Source organism: Mycobacterium sp. NGS11 (assembly GCF_059813315.1).
Genome location: NZ_JCALEJ010000014.1, coordinates 1 through 21,646 on the forward strand (window position 1 = coordinate 1; position 21,646 = coordinate 21,646).

General features: G+C 67.7%; 22 protein-coding genes and 1 tRNA gene. 14 read left to right on the plus strand and 9 right to left on the minus strand.

The genetic code is table 11. The features are described 5' to 3' along the window. Together AC5Y4T_RS16540 and AC5Y4T_RS16545 are read right to left on the minus strand one after the other, a co-directional pair. The coding region (locus AC5Y4T_RS16540) for a PPE domain-containing protein (RefSeq protein ID WP_499954468.1) at positions 1–157 on the minus strand (157 nt) is incomplete at its 3' end. A 58-nt stretch (positions 158–215) separates the two neighbouring features. Further along, positions 216–1,115 (minus strand): PPE family protein, SVP subgroup, encoded by a 900-nt coding sequence (locus tag AC5Y4T_RS16545; RefSeq protein WP_499918393.1) that lies wholly within the window; start codon positions 1,113–1,115, stop codon positions 216–218. A gap of 351 nt (positions 1,116–1,466) precedes the next feature. Between AC5Y4T_RS16545 and AC5Y4T_RS16550 the strand changes: the two genes are divergently transcribed. Continuing rightward, positions 1,467–1,543 (plus strand) — tRNA-Leu (locus tag AC5Y4T_RS16550). Positions 1,544–1,587: 44 nt separating this feature from the next. Here the strand turns inward: AC5Y4T_RS16550 and AC5Y4T_RS16555 are convergent. After that, complete coding sequence (locus tag AC5Y4T_RS16555) at positions 1,588–2,769, minus strand: serine/threonine-protein kinase (RefSeq protein WP_499954340.1); 1,182 nt, start codon at positions 2,767–2,769, stop codon at positions 1,588–1,590. Between the two features lie 243 nt (positions 2,770–3,012). On the opposite strand from AC5Y4T_RS16555, the gene AC5Y4T_RS16560 reads away from it, so the two are divergent. The 10 genes from AC5Y4T_RS16560 (at position 3,013) to AC5Y4T_RS16605 (ending at position 12,745) form a co-directional block, all read left to right on the plus strand. Further along, a complete protein-coding gene (locus tag AC5Y4T_RS16560) occupies positions 3,013–4,239 on the plus strand; it encodes a methyltransferase (protein ID WP_499954342.1) in 1,227 nt (408 codons plus the stop codon). Positions 4,240–4,374: 135 nt separating this feature from the next. Next, positions 4,375–5,172, plus strand: a complete 798-nt coding sequence (locus AC5Y4T_RS16565; RefSeq protein ID WP_499954344.1) for a hypothetical protein — start codon at positions 4,375–4,377, stop codon at positions 5,170–5,172. A gap of 107 nt (positions 5,173–5,279) precedes the next feature. Continuing rightward, on the plus strand, positions 5,280–6,035 hold the full coding sequence (locus AC5Y4T_RS16570) for a dienelactone hydrolase family protein (RefSeq protein WP_499950513.1): 756 nt from the start codon (positions 5,280–5,282) through the stop codon (positions 6,033–6,035). A 9-nt stretch (positions 6,036–6,044) separates the two neighbouring features. Beyond that, positions 6,045–6,317: a DUF6295 family protein gene (locus tag AC5Y4T_RS16575; protein ID WP_499918385.1), complete on the plus strand. Its 273-nt coding sequence runs from the start codon at positions 6,045–6,047 to the stop codon at positions 6,315–6,317. An 8-nt stretch (positions 6,318–6,325) separates the two neighbouring features. After that, positions 6,326–7,099 (plus strand): DUF427 domain-containing protein, encoded by a 774-nt coding sequence (locus AC5Y4T_RS16580; RefSeq protein WP_499950514.1) that lies wholly within the window; start codon positions 6,326–6,328, stop codon positions 7,097–7,099. A gap of 380 nt (positions 7,100–7,479) precedes the next feature. Further along, the gene (locus AC5Y4T_RS16585; protein ID WP_499954346.1) at positions 7,480–8,598 is read left to right on the plus strand and encodes a WD40 repeat domain-containing protein; all 1,119 of its coding nucleotides are present in this window, start codon (positions 7,480–7,482) and stop codon (positions 8,596–8,598) included. 218 nt (positions 8,599–8,816) lie between these two features. After that, the gene (locus tag AC5Y4T_RS16590) at positions 8,817–10,442 is read left to right on the plus strand and encodes a long-chain fatty acid--CoA ligase (protein ID WP_499954348.1); all 1,626 of its coding nucleotides are present in this window, start codon (positions 8,817–8,819) and stop codon (positions 10,440–10,442) included. Between the two features lie 20 nt (positions 10,443–10,462). Beyond that, positions 10,463–10,936, plus strand: a complete 474-nt coding sequence (locus AC5Y4T_RS16595; protein WP_499918381.1) for an SRPBCC family protein — start codon at positions 10,463–10,465, stop codon at positions 10,934–10,936. Positions 10,937–10,961: 25 nt separating this feature from the next. Next, positions 10,962–11,852, plus strand: a complete 891-nt coding sequence (locus tag AC5Y4T_RS16600; protein WP_499950517.1) for a class II glutamine amidotransferase — start codon at positions 10,962–10,964, stop codon at positions 11,850–11,852. 23 nt (positions 11,853–11,875) lie between these two features. Then, on the plus strand, positions 11,876–12,745 hold the full coding sequence (locus AC5Y4T_RS16605) for a patatin-like phospholipase family protein (RefSeq protein ID WP_499954350.1): 870 nt from the start codon (positions 11,876–11,878) through the stop codon (positions 12,743–12,745). Positions 12,746–12,777: 32 nt separating this feature from the next. Here AC5Y4T_RS16605 and AC5Y4T_RS16610 read toward each other — a convergent pair whose 3' ends face one another. Together AC5Y4T_RS16610 and AC5Y4T_RS16615 are read right to left on the minus strand one after the other, a co-directional pair. After that, positions 12,778–13,842 (minus strand): patatin-like phospholipase family protein, encoded by a 1,065-nt coding sequence (locus AC5Y4T_RS16610; protein ID WP_499954352.1) that lies wholly within the window; start codon positions 13,840–13,842, stop codon positions 12,778–12,780. Positions 13,843–13,944: 102 nt separating this feature from the next. After that, the gene (locus AC5Y4T_RS16615) at positions 13,945–14,388 is read right to left on the minus strand and encodes a lipoprotein LpqV (protein ID WP_499954354.1); all 444 of its coding nucleotides are present in this window, start codon (positions 14,386–14,388) and stop codon (positions 13,945–13,947) included. A gap of 115 nt (positions 14,389–14,503) precedes the next feature. On the opposite strand from AC5Y4T_RS16615, the gene AC5Y4T_RS16620 reads away from it, so the two are divergent. After that, positions 14,504–15,115 carry a cupin domain-containing protein gene (locus tag AC5Y4T_RS16620; protein ID WP_499950519.1) on the plus strand — a complete coding sequence of 204 codons (612 nt, stop codon included), beginning with the start codon at positions 14,504–14,506 and terminating at the stop codon, positions 15,113–15,115. Continuing rightward, entirely contained in the window at positions 15,112–15,549 is a 438-nt protein-coding gene (locus tag AC5Y4T_RS16625) for a rhodanese-like domain-containing protein (RefSeq protein WP_499918373.1), read from the plus strand. Before AC5Y4T_RS16620 ends, AC5Y4T_RS16625 begins: the two co-directional genes overlap by 4 nt. Here AC5Y4T_RS16625 and AC5Y4T_RS16630 read toward each other — a convergent pair. From AC5Y4T_RS16630 to AC5Y4T_RS16640, 3 genes are read right to left on the minus strand one after another with little or no spacing between them, the layout of a single operon-like run. Further along, positions 15,546–17,327, minus strand: coding sequence for an alpha/beta hydrolase (locus AC5Y4T_RS16630; RefSeq protein ID WP_499918372.1), 1,782 nt, complete (start codon positions 17,325–17,327; stop codon positions 15,546–15,548). The genes AC5Y4T_RS16625 and AC5Y4T_RS16630 overlap by 4 nt on opposite strands. A 9-nt stretch (positions 17,328–17,336) precedes the next feature. Continuing rightward, positions 17,337–18,119 (minus strand): enoyl-CoA hydratase, encoded by a 783-nt coding sequence (locus tag AC5Y4T_RS16635; RefSeq protein WP_499918370.1) that lies wholly within the window; start codon positions 18,117–18,119, stop codon positions 17,337–17,339. 14 nt (positions 18,120–18,133) lie between these two features. Beyond that, positions 18,134–19,180 carry an enoyl-CoA hydratase/isomerase family protein gene (locus AC5Y4T_RS16640; protein WP_499918369.1) on the minus strand — a complete coding sequence of 349 codons (1,047 nt, stop codon included), beginning with the start codon at positions 19,178–19,180 and terminating at the stop codon, positions 18,134–18,136. Positions 19,181–19,395: 215 nt separating this feature from the next. Here AC5Y4T_RS16640 and AC5Y4T_RS16645 point away from each other — a divergent pair, with 215 nt between their 5' ends. After that, positions 19,396–20,253: a Bax inhibitor-1/YccA family protein gene (locus AC5Y4T_RS16645; protein ID WP_499918368.1), complete on the plus strand. Its 858-nt coding sequence runs from the start codon at positions 19,396–19,398 to the stop codon at positions 20,251–20,253. 137 nt (positions 20,254–20,390) lie between these two features. Here AC5Y4T_RS16645 and AC5Y4T_RS16650 read toward each other — a convergent pair whose 3' ends face one another. Continuing rightward, a complete protein-coding gene (locus AC5Y4T_RS16650) occupies positions 20,391–21,608 on the minus strand; it encodes an acetyl-CoA C-acetyltransferase (protein ID WP_499918367.1) in 1,218 nt (405 codons plus the stop codon). Positions 21,609–21,646: the final 38 nt, after the last annotated feature.

A 21,646-nucleotide genomic window follows, 5' to 3' on the forward strand; every position in this document is an offset into this window, starting at 1 on the left:
GCGAGATGATCGACTCCCACTGGGTCGCCGTCGAGCTCACCTCCGCGGCCAGGTTGGCGTACGCCGCCGCGGCCGCCATGAGCGGCGCCGCGCCCGGACCGGTGTAGACGAGCGTGGAGGTCAGCTCTGGCGGCATGGCGGCAAAATCAAAAACCATTTGTCTTCTCGCTCCCTTTATCCGTTCGGAAACTGCTTCGCTTAACCGTGCTCGCTGCTTAGACGGTCGCCGCTTTCGGCATGACGATCGGTTTGACGCCGTAGCGCGGCGCGCCGAAGCCGGCGCTGTTGCGCGCGGCCGCGCCCATCCCGGGCATCCCGGGGATGATGGTCCCCGCGCCGGCCTGCGGTGCGGCGGCAGTCCAGCCCACCGTCTCCAGCGGCGCAGCGCTGGTGCCGACGACCGGGGTGGCCGAGCCGGCCCAGGTCGGCGGCACCGACAATTTGCCGACCATGGTGGCCTGTCCTGCTGCGGCCATCGGCGCGCCCAGGCCTGCCATGCCGCCGCCAGCCATGGGCGCCATCGGCGCTGTCGAGTCGGCGAGGCCCGCCGCGTCGGCGGCCGAACCGGCGGCGTCGGCCGCAGAGGTGTCGAGCAGACCGCCACCGGCCAGACCTAGCAGGTCCGACCCCGCAGACGCCCAGTTACCGGCGCCGATGTTCAGGATGTTGGCGCCGTTACTCGAAAGGCCGAAGATCCCGCCGAGCATGTTCGGATTGGTGCCGTTGCCGGTGCTGCCGAGCAGGTAGGAGAGGAAGTCCAGCGGAGTGTTCGAGGGTGTGGCCGCAGCGGCAGCGAGAGGAGATGCGGCACTCGAAAGCGTGGCCTGGGCGGCGTTGATGGCTTCGGTGTCCCCGTAGCTGCCGGAGCTGATGCCGAGGGTTTGCGCGTAATTCTGCAGAAGGGTCTGCGCCTCCGCGGCGATCGTTTGGTACTGGGTGCCGTACGCCGAGAAGATTGCCGCTTGCTGAACCGACACCGGGTCTGCTGCGGCGGGCGCGATGACCGTCGTCGCCGCCGCGGCGCCCGCGTTCTGCGCCGCCAGATTCGTGTTGATGCCCGAGAGCAGCCCCTCGGCGGCGAGCATCTCTTCGGTCTGTGTTGTCAGAAAAGCCACGGTTGCTCCTAAGCTGGAACGAGCCGACCACATGTGCTGGTCGACCTGTGTGTTTGCGTAACGGCCCCTGTGCGTTGGCGTAACACTAACGAGCCACACGTCCACGTTCCCGGCCTAAAGGGCCAGGTTGACAGCCGTTTACGGCTTTTTAACGATGGAGCCGGCAGTTTTAACACGGCCTTGCCGGATGACATAGCGGCGTCATCTGTCATCTGACGGAAAGCCACCGTTAAGGCGGGCGGGCGCGGATCCTAGCCCAGACTCATCCCGAATGCATCTTGCGAATTTGTGGCGATTCGAGCGGGATGCGATGCCCTGAATTCGGCGGCGGCGCGCTAGATTCGCCGCCGGGCCCCCATAGCCCAATTGGCAGAGGCAGCGGACTTAAAATCCGCCCAGTGTCGGTTCGAGTCCGACTGGGGGCACCAAGTTTGCCGGGAACCGCGCGGCCGCTCTGCTACGCGTGGTCGCCCTAATCTCCCCGGTTGCCGCCGTTTCCCTTGCCGTGCCCTTTGCCGGGGCCGTGCAAGGCGGGGACCGGCGGCTGTTGCGGGGGCGGGGAAGGCGGTGGCGCGGCGCTATTGACAGGGACCGGCGCCGGCGTGCTGGTGGTGGCGGGCTCCTGGGGTGCGTGCGAGGACGACGCGTCAAGCGCGAGGGCGAGCGGCACCAGGATCAGTACCGCCACGACCGCCATGATGCCCAGCAACTTTCTCCTGCGGCTCGTCGTCGAATCGACCAGCGCCGGGAAGAAAGTGTTCGTGGGCCGGCCGGCTACCGGCACTTCCAGCAGCTTGGTGGCCGGATAGGGTGGCGCCGCGACCGGCATGGCTGCGGCCGCGTTGCGACCGTGGTGCAGCTCGGCGCGCATCTCCTCGGCACTACCGAACCGCTGTCGTGGGTCGTGCGCCATCGCGCGTTCGATCAGCGTGACCAGGCTGGGTTCGACGTCGGGTCGCAGCCCGGCCAGCCGCGGCGGGCGTCCGTGCAGAATGGCCCCGGCCAGCGCCGCCATATTCTCCTGTGGGAACGGGCGGTGCCCGGCGAGTGCTTCGTAGCCCACCACGCCGACCGCATACAGATCGTCAGCCACGCACGCAGGTGCTCCGGCGAGTCGCTCGGGGCTCAGATAGGCGATGGTGCCGAGGATCTGGCCGGTGAGCGTCTTGGTGGCTTCCGGAGTCTTGGCAATCCCGAAGTCTGCAACCTTCATGGTTTCGCCGCCCGCGGCAAGCAGAATGTTTCCGGGCTTGATGTCGCGATGCAGGATGGCGGCGCGGTGTGCTTCAGTCAGCGCCGCCAGGACGCTGTCGAGCAATGCGTGGACCCGCTGCTGCGAGAGTGGGCCCTGGCGCACCTCGTCAGCCAGGGTTCCGCCGGGCAACCGTTCCATCACGATGAACGGCCTGCCGTCGTGCTCGCCGGTGTCGTAGATCGCGACGATATTCGGATGGTTGAGCGCCGCGGCCGCGCGGGCCTCCGCATCAAACCGGTTCCGCATGCCGCTCTGGGCGCTCACGTCCGGATGCATCAGCTTGATCGCGACCGGTCGGCGCAATCGGGTATCCCAGCCGTCGCAAACCTCGGCCATGCCACCACGACCCAGCCTGCCGCGCACTTCATAACGGCCGGCGAGCAACACGCGGGTGTCCATTCGCCCTGCTAACTCCGTGCCCCTGCGGTCACAATCGTGCCGTCGTTTACCCGAACAGCGACGGCTCAAAACGCTCATCCCCGACCCGCGCAGCGCAAGCGCACAAACACGTACCCGCACCAGGCGATGTCGTTTGCGATGAACTGAGTTTCGCGGTGCGTCATCGCGCGCACAGAATCGGCGGGCGCAGTAAGTTCGTCGTACCGTTGGGCGATCCGCCACCGCGAAGGAGCAAGCGCCGAAGTGACCGAGGATGCGCGGGTCGACGGTGTCAGCCGTCAATACGATCGGTGGGAATATCCGCCTCCGGTAACCGATCTCGCGGCGTGGACGTCTAATCACTGGGATTGGTTCGACCCCTATTGGTCCCACCGGATGCTGTGGCCCGATCGGGACTACAAAGCGGACTTGGACATTCTCGTTGCCGGATGCGGCACCTTCCAGGCGGCCCTGCTGGCCTACATGAACCGCGGCGCCAGAGTCGTCGCGATCGACGTCAGCCAGTCTGCGCTGAATCACCATCGGCAGCTGAAAGACAAGCACGGTCTGGACAACCTGGAACTGCATCTGCTTCCGATCGAAGAGGTCTCGGCGCTCTCCCGCGACTTCGACCTCATCGTCTGCAGCGGCGTCCTGCACCATATGGCCGATCCGCTGGCCGGGCTCACGGCGCTCGGCCAACGTCTGCGCCGGGACGGGGCCCTGGGCGTCATGCTCTACGCGAAGTACGGCCGAATCGGCGTCGACATGCTCGAATCGGCGTTCCGCGACCTGGGGCTGTCCCAGGACGCCGCGTCGGTGCAATTGGTCGTCCAGGCGATCGCGACGCTACCTTCCGACCATCCGGTCCGCTCCTACCTGCAGGCTGCCCGCGACCTGATGTCCGAGGGTGCCGTTGTTGACACCTTCTTGCATGCCCGCCAACGCAGCTACACCGTCGACGAATGCCTGGACCTGGTCGCGTCGGCCGGGCTGGCGTTTCAGGGCTGGCTGCGCAACGCGCCGTATTACCCGCACGACTTCGTCGCGCCGGCGAGCCAATTCCAGTCGCTCGTCAACCAGCTGCCCGACACCACACTGTGGTCGGTGATGGAGCGGCTGCAGCCGGCGAACGCCACCCACTTCTTCCTCGCCTGCCGCCCCGAACGCCCGAAAGCGGGTTATGCGGTCGACTTCTCGGCGCCGGCTTGCCTCGACTACGTCCCGCTGCTGCGCACCGCGTGCCTGCTGTCCGGCGAGACGATCCACCTGCCCGGCGCGACGCTGAAACTCAACCCGGCCCAGTTGCCCTTCGTTCAGCACGTCGACGGCCGTCGCACGATCACAGAAATCATCGACTGCGTGGCGCGGCGCGGCGACGTCAGACCGCAAGATGGAGAGCGCGTGCAGGAATTCGGGCTGGCACTGTTCCGCTCGTTGTGGCGGCTCGACTTCCTGGCGATGGCGCTCAACACGCCGGCCCCCGCGTAGACCCGGGTTAGGTTGCGGCGCAAGGTTTTTGAAAGTCCTGCGTGCCACCACCGGCCGCCGTGTTCGGCGCGCGGACCAATACTTTGGGTTAGCCGCCGACGGCGCCGCAAAGCGCCACTCATACACTGACGCAGCATGGGGATGCTGTTCGGCCTCGCGCCGTGGATCGTGTATTGGGTGCTCGTCGGTAACGTTCCGTTCGTCGCGGCCGTGCTGGTCGCCCTGGCCATCGCCGCCGCCAGCCTGGGCGTGGGGGGTGCGGTGGGCAGGAAATGGCAGTTCTTCGATTTTGCTTCCGTCGCAGTGCTTTTGATTCTCGCCGTCCTGGCCTTCACGCTCAGCGAGTCGTTCCTGCAGCGGTGGATCCTGCCGCTGAGCAACGCCGGGATCTTGCTGGTGACGCTCCTCGGGGTGCTGGTTGGCAAGCCCTTCGTGGCCGAGTTCGCCGCGGCTGAACAAGCTCCCGACGTCGTCAAAACCGAGCTGTTCGGCCGGGTCGTCAAGATCCTCAGTTGGCTGTGGGTCGCAACTTTCGCCGGGATGACGGTGTCGTCGGTCATCCCGTCGGTCGCGCAAAGCCCTACCGGGACCACCGCGGCCTGGATGCTGGACACGAAGACCCCACTGTCGTTTCTCTGCTACTGGATCATTCCCTTCGGGCTGCTCGGGCTCGCGGCGGTGGCGTCGCGGCTGCTGCCCGACCGATTGCTCGTCGGCATCGACGACGTCGCGCGGGAGACCTCGTTTGTCGCCTACGACGAAGCCACCATCGATGAGCTCTACTTCCTGGCCCAGGAGCACGCCAACCGTGAGGTCGGGCCCGGCAAGGAGGCCTACGCCGTCAAGGTCGGCGGGATGGGGACTCCGCTGACCGGAGACGAGTCCCGAAAGTCGTGGCCCTCGACCTACAAGGTGCGCGACAAGCGGCACTGAAAACCCGCGGCGCGCTACGTTGGTTCTCGGCGGAGCGGACCGACTGCAGCGGCGCTCCGCATCCGGGTGGCGCGGGAGTGCCATCGGAGCGGAGACGAGGAGTCGTGATGAACGCATTCAGCGCGGACGCCATCCGCGCAGAAACCATCACCATCGCCGGCCACGGCGGCGACGAGATCGAGGCGTACCAAGCCGTGCCGTTGGCACCGGGCTCGCGGGGCGGCGTGGTGTGGATCCACCACATGCCCGGATATGACCGGGAGACCAAGGAGTTCGTCCGCCGCCTCGCCGTCAGCGGCTACAACGCGGTGGCGCCCAACCTCTACTCGCGGGAAGCGCCGGGTGCCGCGCCCGATGACGCGGCCGCCGCGGCGCGGGCGGCGGGCGGAGTGCCCGACGAACGATTGGTCGGCGACGTCGCGGGCGCGGTCGAGCACCTGCGCTCGTTGGCCGGCGCCAACGGCAAGTTCGGTGTCATCGGGCACTGCTCGGGCGGACGCCACGCCTATCTGGCGGCCTGCTCGCTGCCCTTCGACGCGGCGGTGGACTGCTACGGGGCGTTCATCGTCGAGGACCCGCCCGAGGGCATGCCCAAGGTGATGAAGCCGATCCTGGATCTGGCCGCCAGTCTCAGCTGTCCGCTGCTCGGCTTGTTCGGACTCGATGACCGCTTCCCGGCCCCCGCTGCGGTGGCCACGCTGGATGCCGAGCTCAACAAGGTGGACAAGCCGCACGAATTCCACTCCTACGAGGGCGCGGGTCATTCGTTCTTCTCGGTCGACCGGCCGGCGTACCGGCCGGAGGCCGCGGTGGACGGCTGGCGGCGCATCGACGAGTTCTTCGCCACCTACCTGAAAGGCTAGGCACGCGCCATGTGCACCTATCTCACCGAACATGTCGAGATCGACGGCAGCGGCAAGGGCGCGACGGGATGGTTCGGCGCCGACCGCGCGACGGTATACGTCGACCATCCGGTGCACGCGCCCTACGGTCACACCGTCAACATCGACGTGATCAATCCGCAGCTCGGCCCGTCGGCGCGGGTGGCCCTGGAATTGACCGAGGAGAGCGCGCTCGCGCTGGCCGACGCCATCCGGAAGGCCATCGGTCACGCACCCGCCGGGCTGGCCTCCAAGAACCAATAGGCCACGCGATGACCGACTACCCGCAGATGGCCGCCGAGCGGGGCAGGATCGAACCCGCCCCGCGCCGGGTCCGTGGTTATCTCGGCGATGCCCTGGTGTTCGACACCACCTCCGCGCGGTACGTGTGGGAAGTCCCGTATTACCCGCAGTACTACATCCCGCTCGACGACGTCCGCTCGGAGTTCCTGCGCGACGAAAACCACGCCCAGAAGGTGCAATTCGGCCCGTCGCGGTTGTACTCCCTGATCGGCGCCGGCCAGACGTACGAGGCCGCGGCGCGGGTGTTCGACGCCGACGGCGACGGCCCGCTGGCCGGTACGGTGCGATTCGAGTGGAATCCGTTGCGCTGGTTCGAAGAAGATGAGCCGATTTACGGTCACCCACGCAACCCTTATTCGCGCGTCGACGCCCTGCGTTCGCACCGGCACGTCGTAGTGGAACTCGGCGGAATCACCTTGGCCGACACCAGTTGTCCCGTTCTGCTATTCGAAACAGGTTTGCCGACAAGGTATTACATCGATCCGGCCGATGTCGCCTTCGAGCACCTGGAACCCAGCGTGACGCAGACGTTGTGTCCCTACAAGGGAGTGACGTCAGCGTATTGGTCGGTGCGAGTGGGATCCGCCGATGAGCAAGACTTGCGGGCGGACCTGGCGTGGACCTATCACTATCCGCTTCCGGCGGTCGGACAGATCGCCGGTCTCATCGCGTTTTACAACGAGAAGGTCGACATCACCGTCGACGGGGTGAGGCTCGCGCGGCCGCAGACGCAGTTCAGCTAGCGTCGAGCGGTGTGATCTATCCCTCGTCGGCCGACAAACCTGAGAATTCCGTACTTCTGTACCGATATCGCCCTCACGTGGGCTGTTAGCGGCGCGGGCGAAATCCGCCGGAAGCGCGTTTGCCTGACTTTCGCTACGGGTAAGCGACTGCGGTACAGCTCGATTGGAAGTCTGAGCAGAACCTGAGTACGCGGAGTGACGTAGCTAACGTCGAGCACTTCGAACCGCGGTGGGGCGATTTTTGGCCAGTAGACTACCGAAAACCAGTCTCGTCAGCGCCTTTCGGTGCTGAAAGCCGGTGATTCCGGAAGGCCAGTCCGTCGCACACGTATCGGCGGCTTCGCCTCCGCGCCGAAACACACAGCAAAGGCGGTGCCAGCGTGAACGATGTGAACGGCCCAACGGCCGCGCACGGCGATCGAGACCGGCGAGTCTTCGAGCTCGACACCACTTCGGTGAGGCGAGTCCCGTTGCACAACGGTCCGATCAGCGATCTCGACATCAGCCCCGACGGGCGCAGGCTGGTCGTCACGAATTACGCCCGCGACGTGGTTTCGGTCGTCGACGCCCACACGTGTCGCGTCTCGAGCATCGTGACCGAATTGGCCGAACCGTTCGCGGTCGCCATGAGCAGTGCGGACTCCAACTATGCCTACGTCAGCACCGCGACCCCCGGCTATGACGCCATCGACGTCATCGACGTCGTCACGAGCTGGCGCATCGCCACACACCAGCTCGCGAACAGCGTGAGCGGCCTGGCGGTGAGCCCGGACGGAAATTATCTCTACGCCAGCCGGAACGCGGTTCGCGGCGCCGATGTGACGGTGCTGGACACCACCACCGGCGAGCTCGAGGTCATCGACCTGGCGACCGCGCCGGGCGCCACCACCGCATGCGTGCGGATCAGCGCCGACGGACGCCGGCTCTACGTCGGCATGAACGCCCCGACCGGCGGCAGTCTGGCCATGATCGAGACCCGGACGCGGTCCGACAATCGCCGGGTCGGCGGACGGTCGCGCATCGTCGGCGTCGTCGATCTCGGTGTGCCCGTCCGCGATGTGGCGTTGAGCACCGACGGCGGCACGGCGTACGTCGCGAGCTGCGATCCGGTCGCGGGCGCGGTGCTCGATGTGGTCGACACCCGGTCCAACAAAATCGTCGGCACTCACAAGGTCCCGGAGATCACCGGCCCCCTCACCCGGATGACGCTCAGTCGTGACGGCGCGCGCGCCTACCTGGTCAGCGACGACCGCATCACGGTGCTGAGCACCCGCCAGCAGGATGTCGTCGGCGAGGTCACGCTGTCCAAGAACCCGTCGTGCGTGGTCGAAAGCCCCGACGGCGGCCATCTCTATGTCGCCGACCACTCCGGTGTGGTCACCGCGGCGCGGATCGCCTCCGCGACACCGACGCAGACCCACCGCGGGGCGTACCACCCGGACCTGTCGATTGCCGGCTGGCTGCCGGAACTTCCGGAGTGGGAGCCCGTCCTGGCCTAGCCCCGCCGCAGGGGCGGGCCCGGCGCGCCGGGTGTGAACCGTGTGCGTTCGGTGCGAGGGTGCGGCAATGCCTAGGCCCAAAGCTGCCCCGGCCGAACGGGATCCACGCAGTCGACCAGCAGTCTCCTCAGGTGCTGCCACGCGCGCCGATTTCAGGCTTAGGGTAGAGGCGGCCGGCGGCACATGCGGTGCCGCGCCGAGAGTAAGGCGGTAGCTCAGTGGACGGCACGATGCAGGACTTTCCGTTGACCATCACCGCGATCATGCGTCACGGCTGCACGGTGCACGGGGAGCGGACCGTCACGACAGCCACTGGGGATGGCTACCGGAGCACGACCTACCGGGAGCTCGGCCAGCAGGCCGCGCAACTGGCGAACGGCCTGCGCCGGCTGGGCATCACGGGTGATCAGCGGGTGGGCACCTTCATGTGGAACAACGCCGAGCACCTCACCGCATACCTGACATTGCCGTCGATGGGTGCCGTCCTGCATACGCTCAACATCCGGCTGTTCCCCGAGCAGATCGCCTTCGTCGCCAACGAGGCCGAGGACCAGGTGGTGCTGGTCGACGCCGCGCTGGTCAAACTGCTCGCACCCGTGCTGCCCGACCTGGAGACGGTGCACACCGTGATCGTCGTCGGCGACGACACCGACCCGCTGCAGGGGTCCGGTAAGACCGTGCTGCGCTATGCCGAGGTCCTCGGCGCCGAGTCCACCGAGTTCGACTGGCCACACATCGACGAGAACTCCGCGGCCGCGATGTGTTACACCAGCGGCACCACCGGGAACCCGAAAGGCGTTGTCTACAGCCACCGTTCGAGCTATCTGCACACCATGGGCGCGTGTACCACCAACGGCATCGGCGTCGGGTCGACCGACAGCGTGCTGCCCGTGGTGCCGATGTTCCACGCCAACGCCTGGGGGCTGCCGTATGCGGCGCTGATGGCCGGCGCCGATTTGGTGTTGCCGGATTGCCACCTCGATCCGCCGTCGCTGGTCCGGATGATCGAGGACTTGAAGCCCACCGTGACCGGCGCGGTGCCGACCATCTGGAACGGCGTTTTGCACCACCTCGAGGACGAGCCCGACCACGACCTGTCCTCGTTGCGGTTGGTGGTCTGCGGCGGCTCGGCCGTCCCGATTTCGCTGATGCGCACTTTCGAGGAAAAGCACGACGTGCAGATCCGTCAGCTGTGGGGCATGACGGAGACGTCGCCGCTGGCCACCATGGCGTGGCCCCCACCGGGTACCAGTGCGGATCAGCACTGGTCCTATCGCGGGACGCAGGGCCAGCCGGTCTGCGGGGTGGAGATGCGCATCGTCGACGACGAGGGGCAGGTGCTGCCCAATGACGGCAACGCCGTCGGTGAGGTCGAGGTGCGCGGGCCGTGGATCGCCGGCTCGTACTACCTGGGCCGCGACGAGTCGAAGTTCGACTCCGGCTGGCTACGCACCGGCGACGTCGGCCGCATCGACGAGCGCGGATTCGTCACCCTGACCGACCGCGCCAAGGACGTCATCAAATCCGGTGGGGAATGGATCTCCTCGGTCGAGTTGGAAAACCTCTTGATCGGCCACCCGGACGTGCTCGAGGCCGCCGTCGTCGGCGTTCCCGACGAGCGCTGGGAGGAACGGCCGCTCGCGGTCATCGTTGCCAAAGAGGGCGCATCGGTGGGCGCCGACGAGCTGCGAAACTTCTTGGCCGACAAGGTCGTTCGATGGTGGCTGCCCGAACGGTGGACCTTCATCGACGAGATTCCCCGCACCAGCGTCGGCAAGTACGACAAGAAAAGCATTCGGTCGCGATACGCCGCGGACGAATACCAGGTGATCGAGGCGCGCTGAGCTTGAAAGGCTGGACCCCGGTGGCACATTCGCTCGTCGTCGACCAATCCGTGGTGGCCCCGGTCGAGGTACGGCACGCGTTTGACCGGACGCTGCCGATTCCGCTCCCGACCCTTTTTCACCGCTGGTACGGACCGTTCCCCCCGATCAGGGAAGTGCGCGAACAGACCGGCGCTTGGGACGCGGCGGGCCAGACCCGCGTCGTGCATCTGGCCGGCGGCGCCAGCATGCGCGAGGAACTGACCAGCGTCGACCCGCCACGGTCGTTCGGCTACCGGCTCTCCGAAATCACCGGCCCGATGGCCATGCTGGTCGACCACATCCTGGGCGAATGGATCTTCACACCCGCATCGGGTGGTACCGCTATCACCTGGCGCTGGGACATCCACCCGCGCTCGGCGCTGACGGCCCGGGCGCTGCCGCTGCTGGGAATGATGTGGAAGGGTTACGCGCGGCGCGCGCTGCGTCACCTGTCTGCCTTGCTGACGGGTTGATCGTCGAGCGCTAGCGTGGAAAGCCATGTGCCGACTCTTTGGCGTACACGCCGGGACCCACGCCTGCACCGCGACCTTTTGGCTGCTGGATGCGCCGGACAGCCTGGCCGAACAGAGCAGAAGAAATCCGGACGGCACCGGCCTGGGCGTCTTCGACGAGCACGGCCGGCCGCACGTATACAAGGAGCCGATAGCTGCCTGGCAGGACGCCGAATTCGCGACCGAGGCGCACCGGATGACCGGCACGACCGTCATCGCCCACGTCCGCTACGCGACCACCGGATCGCTCGACATCCATAACACCCACCCGTTCCTGCAGGACGGGCGGATCTTCGCGCACAACGGCGTCCTCGAGGGATTGGACATCATCGACGAGCGCCTGCGTGAGGTCGGCACCGACGATCTGGTGTTGGGCGACACCGACTCCGAGCGCGTCTTCGCGTTGATCACCGGCGCGATCCGGGCGCGCGACGGCGACATCACGGCCGGCCTCACCGACGCCATGCGATGGCTCGCCGAGCACGCTCCGATCTATGCGGTCAACGTATTGCTGAGCACCGCCACCGACATGTGGGCGCTGCGATACCCGGAGACCCATCAGCTCTACATTCTGGATCGATCCGGCGATAGGGGTTCGCGCGATCCCGAATTCGACTTGTGCACCAAGAGGATTCACGCCAGGTCGGAGCATCTGTGTGAGCGGCCGTCGGTGGTGTTCGCCACCGAGGTGATGGACGACGAGCCGCGCTGGCGGCTGCTGCCGGCCGGCGAACTCTTCCATGTCGATGCGAATCTGCAAATCCACCGCAGCATGATCCTGCCCGACCCGCCCGAACATCTGCTGCGCCGCGAGGACCTGAGCTCGCCGGTGGAGGAATCGCAGCACGCCCTGCCGAACACCCGGCAGCTGGCGTGATCCGTGCTGGCAAGGTGAACGGCATGACAACCAAACGCGCGTTGGTGCTTGCCGGCGGTGGGATAGCGGGAATCGCCTGGGAGACAGGTGTTCTGCGGGGCATCGCCGACGAGTCGCCGACGGTGGCCCGGCTGTTGGGCGAGTCGGACGTTTTGGTGGGGACGTCCGCGGGCTCGGCCGTCGCGGCGCAGCTGAGCAGCGGCCGCACACTGGACGAGCTGTTCGACCGCCAGGTCGCCGAGTCGTCGGCAGAGATCGATTCCGGGGTCGACATCGAGACCATCACCGAACTGTTCCTGACGGCTCTGGGCGAGCCGTACGAGGAGACACTGGACAAAACACGCCAACAGATGCAGCGGATCGGGGCCGTGGCGCTGGCGACCAAAACCGTTCCCGCGCCGGTGCGCCGGGACGTGATCGCGCGTCGCCTGCCGTCGCACCGCTGGCCGGATCGCGACTTGCGGCTCACCGCGATCGACGTCGAAACCGGCGAGCTGACCGTGTTCGACGGCGACTCCGGTGTCGACCTGGTCGATGCCGTCGCGGCCAGCTGCGCGGTGCCCGGGGCGTGGCCGCCGGTGACGATCGGCGGCCGCCACTACATGGACGGCGGGGTCGCCAGCTCCGTCAACCTCGCGGTGGCCACCGACTGCGACACCGCGGTGGTGCTGGTGCCCGCGGGCGTCGATGCGCCGTCGCCGTTCGGTGCCGGGCCGGCCGCCGAGGTCTCGGCGTTCCCCGGCGCCGCCTTCGCCGTCTTCGCCGACGGCCAATCGCTGGCCGCCTTCGGGCCCAACGCCCTGGATCCGGGCTGCCGCATCCCGTCGGCGGTGGCCGGGCGCGCGCAGGGCCGCCGCGAGACCGCGGCCATCGCCCACTTCCTGGGGCTATGAAAGTGCCTGGCGCACAACCGAGTTGAGAGTGCTCAGCGCTGGATCGCGGGTGGGACGTCCTGGTCGTCCTCGACTTCCAGTGCGTCCAGCGCCTCGTCCGCCAGCGCGCGGCCGACGGCAATCACCTCCACGGCCCGGTGGAATTCCAGGGCCCGGCACGTCGACCGCGGCACCTCGATGTGCAGGTCGGGCGGGTAGACCGCCAGCGTGTGGCGCGCCAGCGCGGCCTGGGCGATGTCGATGGTCCGGTTCATCACCTCGAAGCTGCCCAGTTTCGGCACCTCGGTGCCCACACCGGGCAGTTCGGCGGCGTCGTCAACCGGCTGCTCGTCGTCCGGGGTGTCCGACCAGTCGTCCGGTTCGCCGGCCGGCCCGCCCAATCTGCTCAGCACCGCCCGGGCGGTCGGCCGATCGAGCAGCGAACGGGCGGCGGCGGTGTCGAGCAGCGCGGAGGTGCTGCGCACCATGCGGGTCAACCACTCGATGGTGGCGCCGGGTTCCGGCTCGCGGTTGGCGATCGTCTCGCTGCCGGACAGGCTCACCGCGATGGTCAGGTCGGCGTTGACCGCGGCGAGCGGGGCCATCGGCAGCGGATCCAGAATGCCCCCGTCGGCGAGTAGCCGACCGTCGACAGCGTGGGGTGCGATCACGCCGGGGATCGCGATGGACGCCCGGATCGCCTCGTCGAGCGGGCCGCGCTGAAACCACACCGACTTGCCCGCCAGCAGGTCGGTCGCCACCGCCGTGTAGGGGACGGGCAGTTCTTCGATGGCGACCGGCCCCAGGATGTCGCGCACCGCGTCCAAGATCTTGCCCGCCCGCATCACGCCGGCCGCGCTGATGGACGGGTCCAGCAGCCGCAGGATGGTGCGCTGGGTCAGCGACTTCGCCCAGTCGGCAAACTCGTGGAGCCGCCCGGCCGCCTGCAGGCCGCCGACCAGGGCGCCCATCGACGAGCCGGAGACGCCGACGATGTCGTAGCCGCGCGCCGTCAGGGCTTCGATCACCCCGATGTGGGCGTAGCCGCGGGCGCCACCGCTGCCGAGCGCGAGTGCCACCCGGGTCGGTTCGGATCGACGCGGAGTCTCGTCAGGCACCCCTCCATTTTGCGCGGACGACGTTGCCCGGCGGGCGGCGCGGGCACTTTTTTCACCCGTGATCGCAATTGCGCGGCGGCGAAGAATTGCCGGGACGCGCCGCTACCCGCATTCGTCGTTCGCGGCCGCCCGCGCGGCGACGATCACAGCGGCCTGCCGCGCCGGCGTCAACGTCGACCACGGCGCATTCCAGCTGCCCGCGGTGCCCGACGGCGACGCCTGGACCATCGACAGATACGGCTCGAACAGCGACGCGCCGGTCTTGGGTTGCGCGTCCATCCACTCGTGCGCGGCGTGACAGGCCTGGTAGTACTCCTCCTCGGTCGAGTCGGCGGGGACGTCGACCCTGGTCGTCACGCCGGCGGGGGACAGCCCGACTGAGCCCGGCGGCGCCGAGCGCGGGCCGTTGGGATTGCCGGATTGCCGCGTCGGCGGCCCCGAGGGGGCACCGCTGTGGGAACCGTGCGAGCACCCCGCGACGGCCAGCGCCCCGGCCGCGGCGACAACCACACACCACCGCCGGGACCGATCGCCGCTGAAGCGCACGCCCTCAATCTATGCAACACTGGCGGCCGTGATGGAGCGCTTCGGATTTTGCGAGTGTTGTCGGCCGTAACACGCCGCCGCTTGTCCCATCCGTTTTCCGTCCTGGAGCCCTCCGATGTCTGTGCCCGTCTTTACCGCCGCTGCCCCGCGCCCGCGGCCCCTTTCCGCCCCGTCCTCCGGTCCCACCCGGCTGCGCGTGCCCGATTTGCTTTACGCGACCGACCGGGCCGCCGACGATGTGCTCAGCGGGCGCTGCGACCACCTGCTACCGGAGGGCGGCATACCCGAGTCGCGGCGCTGGTTCACCCGCATCCACGGCGACGAGGAACTCGACGTGTGGCTGATCAGCTGGGTGCCCGGGCAGCCGACCGAACTGCACGACCACGGTGGGTCGCTGGGCGCATTGACCGTCCTGTCCGGATCGTTGAATGAATACCGTTGGGATGGAAGGGCGTTGCGGCGCCGTCGGCTCGACGCAGGCGATCAGGCCGGGTTCCCGTTGGGCTGGGTCCACGACGTGGTCTGGGCGCCCCGGCCGGTCACGGTGCCCGTTTCCCGGCCCGTCGCGGAGGCGCCCGGCGTCGGCGCCGCGGCGGTAGGGCCGACCCTGAGCGTGCACGCCTACTCGCCGCCCTTGACGGCGATGTCGTACTACGAGGTCACTGACCGCAAGACGTTGCGGCGCGAGCGCACCGAACTGACCGACCAGCCGGAGGGATCGCTATGAGCCGCATCGACGTCGTGTTGAGGTCCGCCCGGCGCCGGTTTCGCCGCCTGCCCGCGGTCGAGGTGCCCGACGCGCTGCGCCGCGGCGCTGTGCTGGTCGACATTCGGCCGCAGGCCCAGCGTTTTCGCGAGGGCGAGGTGCCCGGGGCGCTGGTGATCGAACGCAACGTGCTGGAGTGGCGCTGCGATCCCACCAGCGAGGCCAAGCTGCCCGAGGCCGTCGGCGACGACGTCGAATGGGTGATCCTGTGTTCGGAGGGCTACACGTCCAGCTTGGCGGCGGCCGCGCTGCTGGACATCGGCCTGCATCGCGCCACCGACGTCATCGGCGGCTATCACGCGCTGGCCGGGGCCGGCGTGCTGAGCGAGCTGGCGGGGGGCGCTGTCGATCCGGTGTTCGCGGACACCGGCGGCGCCGCCCGCCGCTGGCTCTAACCCGTGTCGCCGGAGTGCAGTAACGGACGCAGTTTCGCCGTCTTGTCCGGCGTCCAGCCGGGCGGTGGCAGCACGGCCGCCCAGCCGTCGGCGACGTCCGCGACATAACGGTGGCCGTGCCCGTCGGGTACGTCCACCGCCACGGCCATGTCGGCCGAAACCTGGAGGAAGGTGACCACCGGAATCCAGCGCGTCTGAGGTAGCACGTCATAGCCGCGCGGTTCGCTCAGCCAATCGGGCTTGCTGAACAACAGGTCCGGCGTCCACCAGGCGATCGGATCCGACGCGTGCTGCAGATACACCACCCGCGGGTGATCCCACGGCGCGTTGGGGCGCGTCAAATTCTTTGCGCGGGCGACGAATCGGACGAACCGACCATCCTGGTAGATCGGTAACCACTCCGGCGATCCGCTGTCACGCGTCGACGTCAGATCGGTCCAGATCGTGTTTTTGAAGGTCGGTCCGCTGAACAACGCCCCGTCGGTGCGCGCCAGCACATTGTTCAAACTCAAAAACGGCGCTTCGCCGCCGAACGATCCCAGGCTCTCGCCGAACACGACGAGCTTGGGTCGCTGCGCCTCGGGCATTTGGCGGATCAGCTTGTCGACGGCCTCGAAGAGCGCCTGTCCGGCGTGCCGGGCGTTCTCTTTGTCCACCAGGAACGACAGCCAACTCGGCAGGAACGAATACTGCATGCTCACGATCGCGGTGTTGCCGTTGTACATGTACTCCAGCGCCGAGGCTTCCGCCTCGTTGATCCAGCCGGTGCCGGTGGTGGTGCCCACCGCGACGACGGCGCGCTGCAGGCCGCCGGTGCGCTGCAGTTCCCGGGCCGCCAGCTCCGCGGCCGCGGTGATGCCCTTGGACGAGTCCAGCCCGGCGTAGGCCCGGATCGGCTCGACCGCGGGGGTTCCGTTGAACGCGGTCAGATCGGCGAGCTTCGGTCCGCCCTCGATGAAGATGCGCCCTTGGTGGCCAAGGGATTCCCACGACACCAGCGACTGGGGCCCACCGGAGCGCAGCGGGGTTTTCGGCGCGGCGCTGTCGGGGCTCATCTCGTCGTTGGCCGAGGCGAAGGTGTCGTTCATGGTGCGCATGGCGAACTTGAGCACGACACCGTTGAGCACGGCGACGGTCATGACCACGAGCGTGACGACCACGATGGTCGCCGAAAGCCGAAACGGAACGAACCGGTCCACCTGACCGACCAGAAAGCGCACCAGCCAGCGGGTGAACTGGCCCAGTTCGACCACCGTGAACAGCACCACCAGCGACAAGACTCCCGCCAGCGGGTAGTCGTACCACTGCAAATGCGCCACGCCCATCAGGTCGCGCACGTCGTCCTGCCACACGTGGAACCAGATCGCCATCAGCACCTGGCCCACCACGCCGATCGGGATCAGCACCTTCCATGCCCACGAAGGCGGCGGCGGGCTGTGATCCTTCTCGCGCATGAACCGCACCAGCCAGACCGAAAAGACCCCCAGCCCATAGCCGATGGCGCCCGAGAGTCCGCTGACCAGCCCCTGGAAGGACGGGCCGCGCGGGAGCAGCGAGGGGGTCAGCGAAAGCCAGATGAAGATGAGGCCGACCGCAGTGCCGGTAAACGTGTAATGCCTTACCCACCAAGGTCTTTCAGTCCAGGGCAGGGTGGGCGCCGCGCGCCCGGCTCGTGGCGCGGGTGCCCGTTGCGGTGCGACGTCCGGCTCGGCCTTCTCGGCGACGTCGGCCGCGGGCTGCTCCGCCTCGGTGGGTGTCGCGGAAATCGGCTCGCTCATCCAGGCGTCCTAGCGGTGGGTGAAGTTCGGCGGGCGCTTCTCGACAAAGGCCGCCATCCCTTCGGACTGATCCTCGGTTGCGAAAGTCGAGTGAAACAGCCTGCGCTCGTACAGGAGTCCCTCGGCCAGGGTGGACTCGAAAGCGCGGTTGACGGCCTCCTTGGCCATCCTGGCCGCCGAGCGCGACATCTGCGCAATGGTGGTCGCGACGGCCTTGGCCTCGGTCAGCAGATCGTCGGCCGGCACCACTCGCGAGACCAGGCCGCTTCGTTCTGCTTCCTCGGCGCCGATGGTCCGGCCGGTCAGGATGAGGTCCATGGCCTTGGCCTTACCGATTGCGCGGGTCAGCCGCTGCGAGCCGCCCATGCCGGGCAGCACACCCAGTTTGATCTCGGGCTGGCCGAATTTCGCCGTGTCGGCGGCGATCAGCACGTCGCACATCATGGCGAGCTCGCAGCCGCCCCCTAGTGCGTGCCCGGCCACCGCGGCGATGGTCGGGGTCCGGACCGCGGCGAGCTTGCTCCACGGGGCGAAGAAGTCGGCGCCGAAGGCGTCGGCGAACGTCAGCCCGGCCATCTCCTTGATGTCCGCGCCGGCGGCGAACGCCTTGGCCGAGCCGGTGATGATGATCGCCCCGATGCCCGGGTCGTCGTCGAAATCCGCTGCCGCGCGGGTGACTTCGTTCATCACCTGGGTGTTGAGCGCGTTGAGGGCCTTCGGCCGGTTCAGGGTGATGATGCCGACCCGCTCTTCGCGTTCGACGAGGATGGTCTCGTAGTCTGCGTCTGCCATCTACAACCGCCTTTCTAGAAGCTCAAGTCGTCGTCGGCCGGGGTGAAATACGCCTCGACGTCGGCCGCGGTGACCGCGGACAGCTGCGCCGGTGACCACTTGGGGTTGCGATCCTTGTCGATGAGCTGTGCGCGGATGCCCTCCACCAGATCGTGTGAGCGAAGCGACGCCGAGGACACCCGATAGTCCTGTGTCAGAACGTCTTTGAGTGTCTCGAGTTCGGCGGCGCGGCGCACCGCCTCCAGGGTCACCGACAGCGCGATCGGGGAGCGGGTGGCGATCAGGTCGGCCGCGTCGTTGGCCGGCCCGGCCCCGTCTTTTCGGTGCCCCCGCAGACTGGCGATGATGTCTTCGACGGTGTCGCCACCGAAGCATTCGTCTATCCAGTCTCGTTGCGCGGCAAGCTCACTGGGCGGCGGCTCGACGGCGTACTTCTCGAGCGCCTTGCCGACGCCGTCGGTGATCACCGCGCGGCGGAACGCCTCGACGTCCCCGTGCGGGACGTAATGGTCGGCAAAACCCATGGCGATGGCGTCGGCGCCGGAGAACGGCGCCCCCGTCAGCGCCGCGTGCAGGCCCAGCCCGCCGGGGGCCCGCGACAGCAGATAGACGCCGCCGACGTCGGGGATGAAGCCGATGCCGACCTCGGGCATGGCGATCTTGGAGGTATCGGTGACCACCCGGGTGTTCGCATGGGCGCTGACGCCGACGCCACCTCCCATCACGATGCCGTCCATCAGGGCCACGTACGGCTTGGGGAACTCGGCGATCTGCGCGTTGAGCAGATACTCGTCGCGCCAGAAGCGTCGCGCCTCGACCCCGTCCTTGCGCGCGCTGTGATAGATCGAGACCACGTCGCCGCCGGCGCACAGTCCGCGTTCGCCGGCGCCGGAAAGCACGACCGCGCCCACGGCGTCGTCGTCCGCCCAGCCGGTGAGGATGGCGCTCAGCGCGTCAACCATCTGCTGATTCAGCGAGTTGATGGCCTTGGGGCGGTTGAGGGTGATCAAGCCGACGCTTCCCTCGACTCGGGTCAGAACCTCATCGGATTCGTCGGTCACGCCCTCGCCTCCCATCGCCGGTCCAGCCCCGAGCAAGAAATCTAGATCGTCACGACCGGCGCGGTACCCGCGGGTACGGGTTATCTTTAACGCGACGACAACGGCGCAGGCCATATCCACCCCCGAAACGCCCAGGTCCGCTGGGAACCGGGGTGCAACGCCAATCGTTGAGATTGTGTTCGCACAGCTCGAAGCCAATTAGAGAGGATCCGACGGTGCGGGAGACAAGCAACCCGGTATTTCGTTCGCTGCCAAAGCAGAGGGGCGGATACGCGCAATTCGGCACTGGCGCGCCCCCGATGCAGGGCTATGGCTATGGGGCCGACCCCTACGCGGCTCCGTATCAGGCTCCGTATCAAGAGGCCAAAGCTTCGCGGCCGCTGACCATCGACGACGTCGTCACCAAGACCGGCATCACGCTGGCCGTGTTGGCGGTCTCCGCCGTGGTCTCCTACTTCCTGGTCGCCCGCGACGTCGCGCTGGCCATGCCGCTGGCCCTGGTCGGCGGACTGGGCGGCCTGGCCCTGGTGCTGGTGGCCACCTTCGGCCGCAAGCAGGACAACCCCGGCATCGTGTTGAGTTACGCGGTGCTCGAGGGTCTGGTACTGGGCGCCATCTCGTTCGTCTTCGCCAACTTCTCGGTGTCGAACGCCAACGCCGGGGCGCTGATCGGTGAGGCGGTGCTGGGCACCTTCGGGGTGTTCTTCGGGATGCTCGTCGTCTACAAGACGGGGGCCATCCGGGTGACGCCCAAGTTCACCCGCATGCTGGTCGCCGCGATGTTCGGCGTGCTGGCCCTGATGCTCGGCAACTTCGTGCTGGCGATGTTCCACGTCAACGGCGGCACCGGCCTGGGCCTGCGCAGCGGCGGCACGGTGGCGATCATCTTCTCGCTGGTGTGCATCGCGATCGCGGCGTTCAGCTTCCTGATCGACTTCGACGCGGCCGACCAGATGGTCCGCGCCGGCGCGCCGGAGAAGGCGGCATGGGGCATCGCGCTCGGCCTGACCGTGACGCTGGTCTGGCTGTACATCGAGATCCTGCGTCTGCTGAGTTACCTGCAGAACGACTAGCTCCGCCACAGAGAAAAACCGGCACGCCGCTTGGCGTGCCGGTTTTTTCGTGTGCACTGAGGGCGTCGAGTGTGAAGCTATGGCGCGCACACGCGGCGTGTCGCCGCCGCAGCTTCACACTGGACGCGGCGAACGGCCTAGCTCAGCCGCTCGATCACCATCGCCATGCCCTGGCCGCCGCCGACGCACATGGTCTCCAGACCGAACGTCTTGTCATGGGTCTGCAGGTTGTTGAGCAGCGTGGTGGCGATGCGGGCACCCGTCATGCCGAACGGGTGGCCCAGCGCGATCGCACCGCCGGAGACGTTCAGCTTGTCCTCGTCGATGCCCAGCTCGCGCGCCGAACCCAGCACCTGGACCGCGAACGCCTCGTTGATCTCGAACAGGTCGATGTCGCTGACCGACAACTTGGCGCGCGCCAGCGCCTTCTTGGTCGCCTCGATCGGACCGAGGCCCATGATCTCCGGGGACAGGCCGCTGACCCCGGTGGACACGATGCGCGCCAGGGGAGTCAGGCCCAGTTCCTTGGCCTTCGTGTCGCTGGTGATCACCACCGCGGCGGCGCCGTCGTTGAGCGGGCACGCGTTGCCCGCGGTTACCGTGCCGTTGGGCCGGAACACCGGCTTGAGCTGGCTGATCTTCTCGTAGGTGGTGCCGGGGCGGGGGCCGTCGTCGGTGCTCACCGTGGTGCCGTCGGGCAGGGTCACCGGGGTGATCTCGCGCTCGAAGAACCCGCTCTTGATCGCCTCCTCGGCGCGGTTCTGGCTGCGCACTCCCCAGTGGTCCTGGTCTTCGCGGCTGATGCCGGTCAGCAGCGCGACGTTTTCGGCCGTCTGGCCCATGGCGATGTAGACGTCGGGGATGTTGTCGTCCGCGCGGGGGTCGTGCCACTCCTCGGCGCCCTGGGCCGCGGCGGCCGACCGCTCCTGGGCCTCATCGAACAGCGAGTTCTTGGTGTCCGGCCACGAGTCGGCGCTGCCCTTGGCGAAGCGCGACACGGTTTCCACACCCGCGGAAATGAAGGCGTCGCCCTCACCGGCCTTGATCGCGTGGAAGGCCATCCGCGAGGTCTGCAGCGACGACGAGCAATACCGGTTGACGGTGGTGCCAGGCAGGAAGTCGAAGCCGAGCTCGACCGCGATGACCCGCGCCAGGTTGAATCCGGATTCCCCGCCGGGCTGGCCGCAGCCCAGGATCAGGTCGTCGATCTGGTGCGGATTCAGCGCGGGCACCTTGTCGAGGGCGGCGCGCACGATCTGGACGGTCAGGTCGTCGGGGCGCATGTTGACCAGCGACCCCTTCATCGCGCGGCCGATCGGCGAGCGAGCAGTTGAGACGATGACGGCTTCAGGCATGGCGGTTCCCTTCAGATCACTGCAGATCCCACAGATGG

Coding starts and splice junctions, on each gene's coding strand:
- AC5Y4T_RS16600 (WP_499950517.1), top strand. CDS start 10,962: ATGTGCCGACTCTTTGGCGTACACGCCGGGACCCACGCCTGCACCGCG.
- AC5Y4T_RS16565 (WP_499954344.1), top strand. CDS start 4,375: ATGGGGATGCTGTTCGGCCTCGCGCCGTGGATCGTGTATTGGGTGCTC.
- AC5Y4T_RS16580 (WP_499950514.1), top strand. CDS start 6,326: ATGACCGACTACCCGCAGATGGCCGCCGAGCGGGGCAGGATCGAACCC.
- AC5Y4T_RS16620 (WP_499950519.1), top strand. CDS start 14,504: ATGTCTGTGCCCGTCTTTACCGCCGCTGCCCCGCGCCCGCGGCCCCTT.
- AC5Y4T_RS16575 (WP_499918385.1), top strand. CDS start 6,045: ATGTGCACCTATCTCACCGAACATGTCGAGATCGACGGCAGCGGCAAG.
- AC5Y4T_RS16625 (WP_499918373.1), top strand. CDS start 15,112: ATGAGCCGCATCGACGTCGTGTTGAGGTCCGCCCGGCGCCGGTTTCGC.
- AC5Y4T_RS16570 (WP_499950513.1), top strand. CDS start 5,280: ATGAACGCATTCAGCGCGGACGCCATCCGCGCAGAAACCATCACCATC.
- AC5Y4T_RS16630 (WP_499918372.1), bottom strand. CDS start 17,327: ATGAGCGAGCCGATTTCCGCGACACCCACCGAGGCGGAGCAGCCCGCG.
- AC5Y4T_RS16650 (WP_499918367.1), bottom strand. CDS start 21,608: ATGCCTGAAGCCGTCATCGTCTCAACTGCTCGCTCGCCGATCGGCCGC.
- AC5Y4T_RS16635 (WP_499918370.1), bottom strand. CDS start 18,119: ATGGCAGACGCAGACTACGAGACCATCCTCGTCGAACGCGAAGAGCGG.
- AC5Y4T_RS16555 (WP_499954340.1), bottom strand. CDS start 2,769: ATGGACACCCGCGTGTTGCTCGCCGGCCGTTATGAAGTGCGCGGCAGG.
- AC5Y4T_RS16605 (WP_499954350.1), top strand. CDS start 11,876: ATGACAACCAAACGCGCGTTGGTGCTTGCCGGCGGTGGGATAGCGGGA.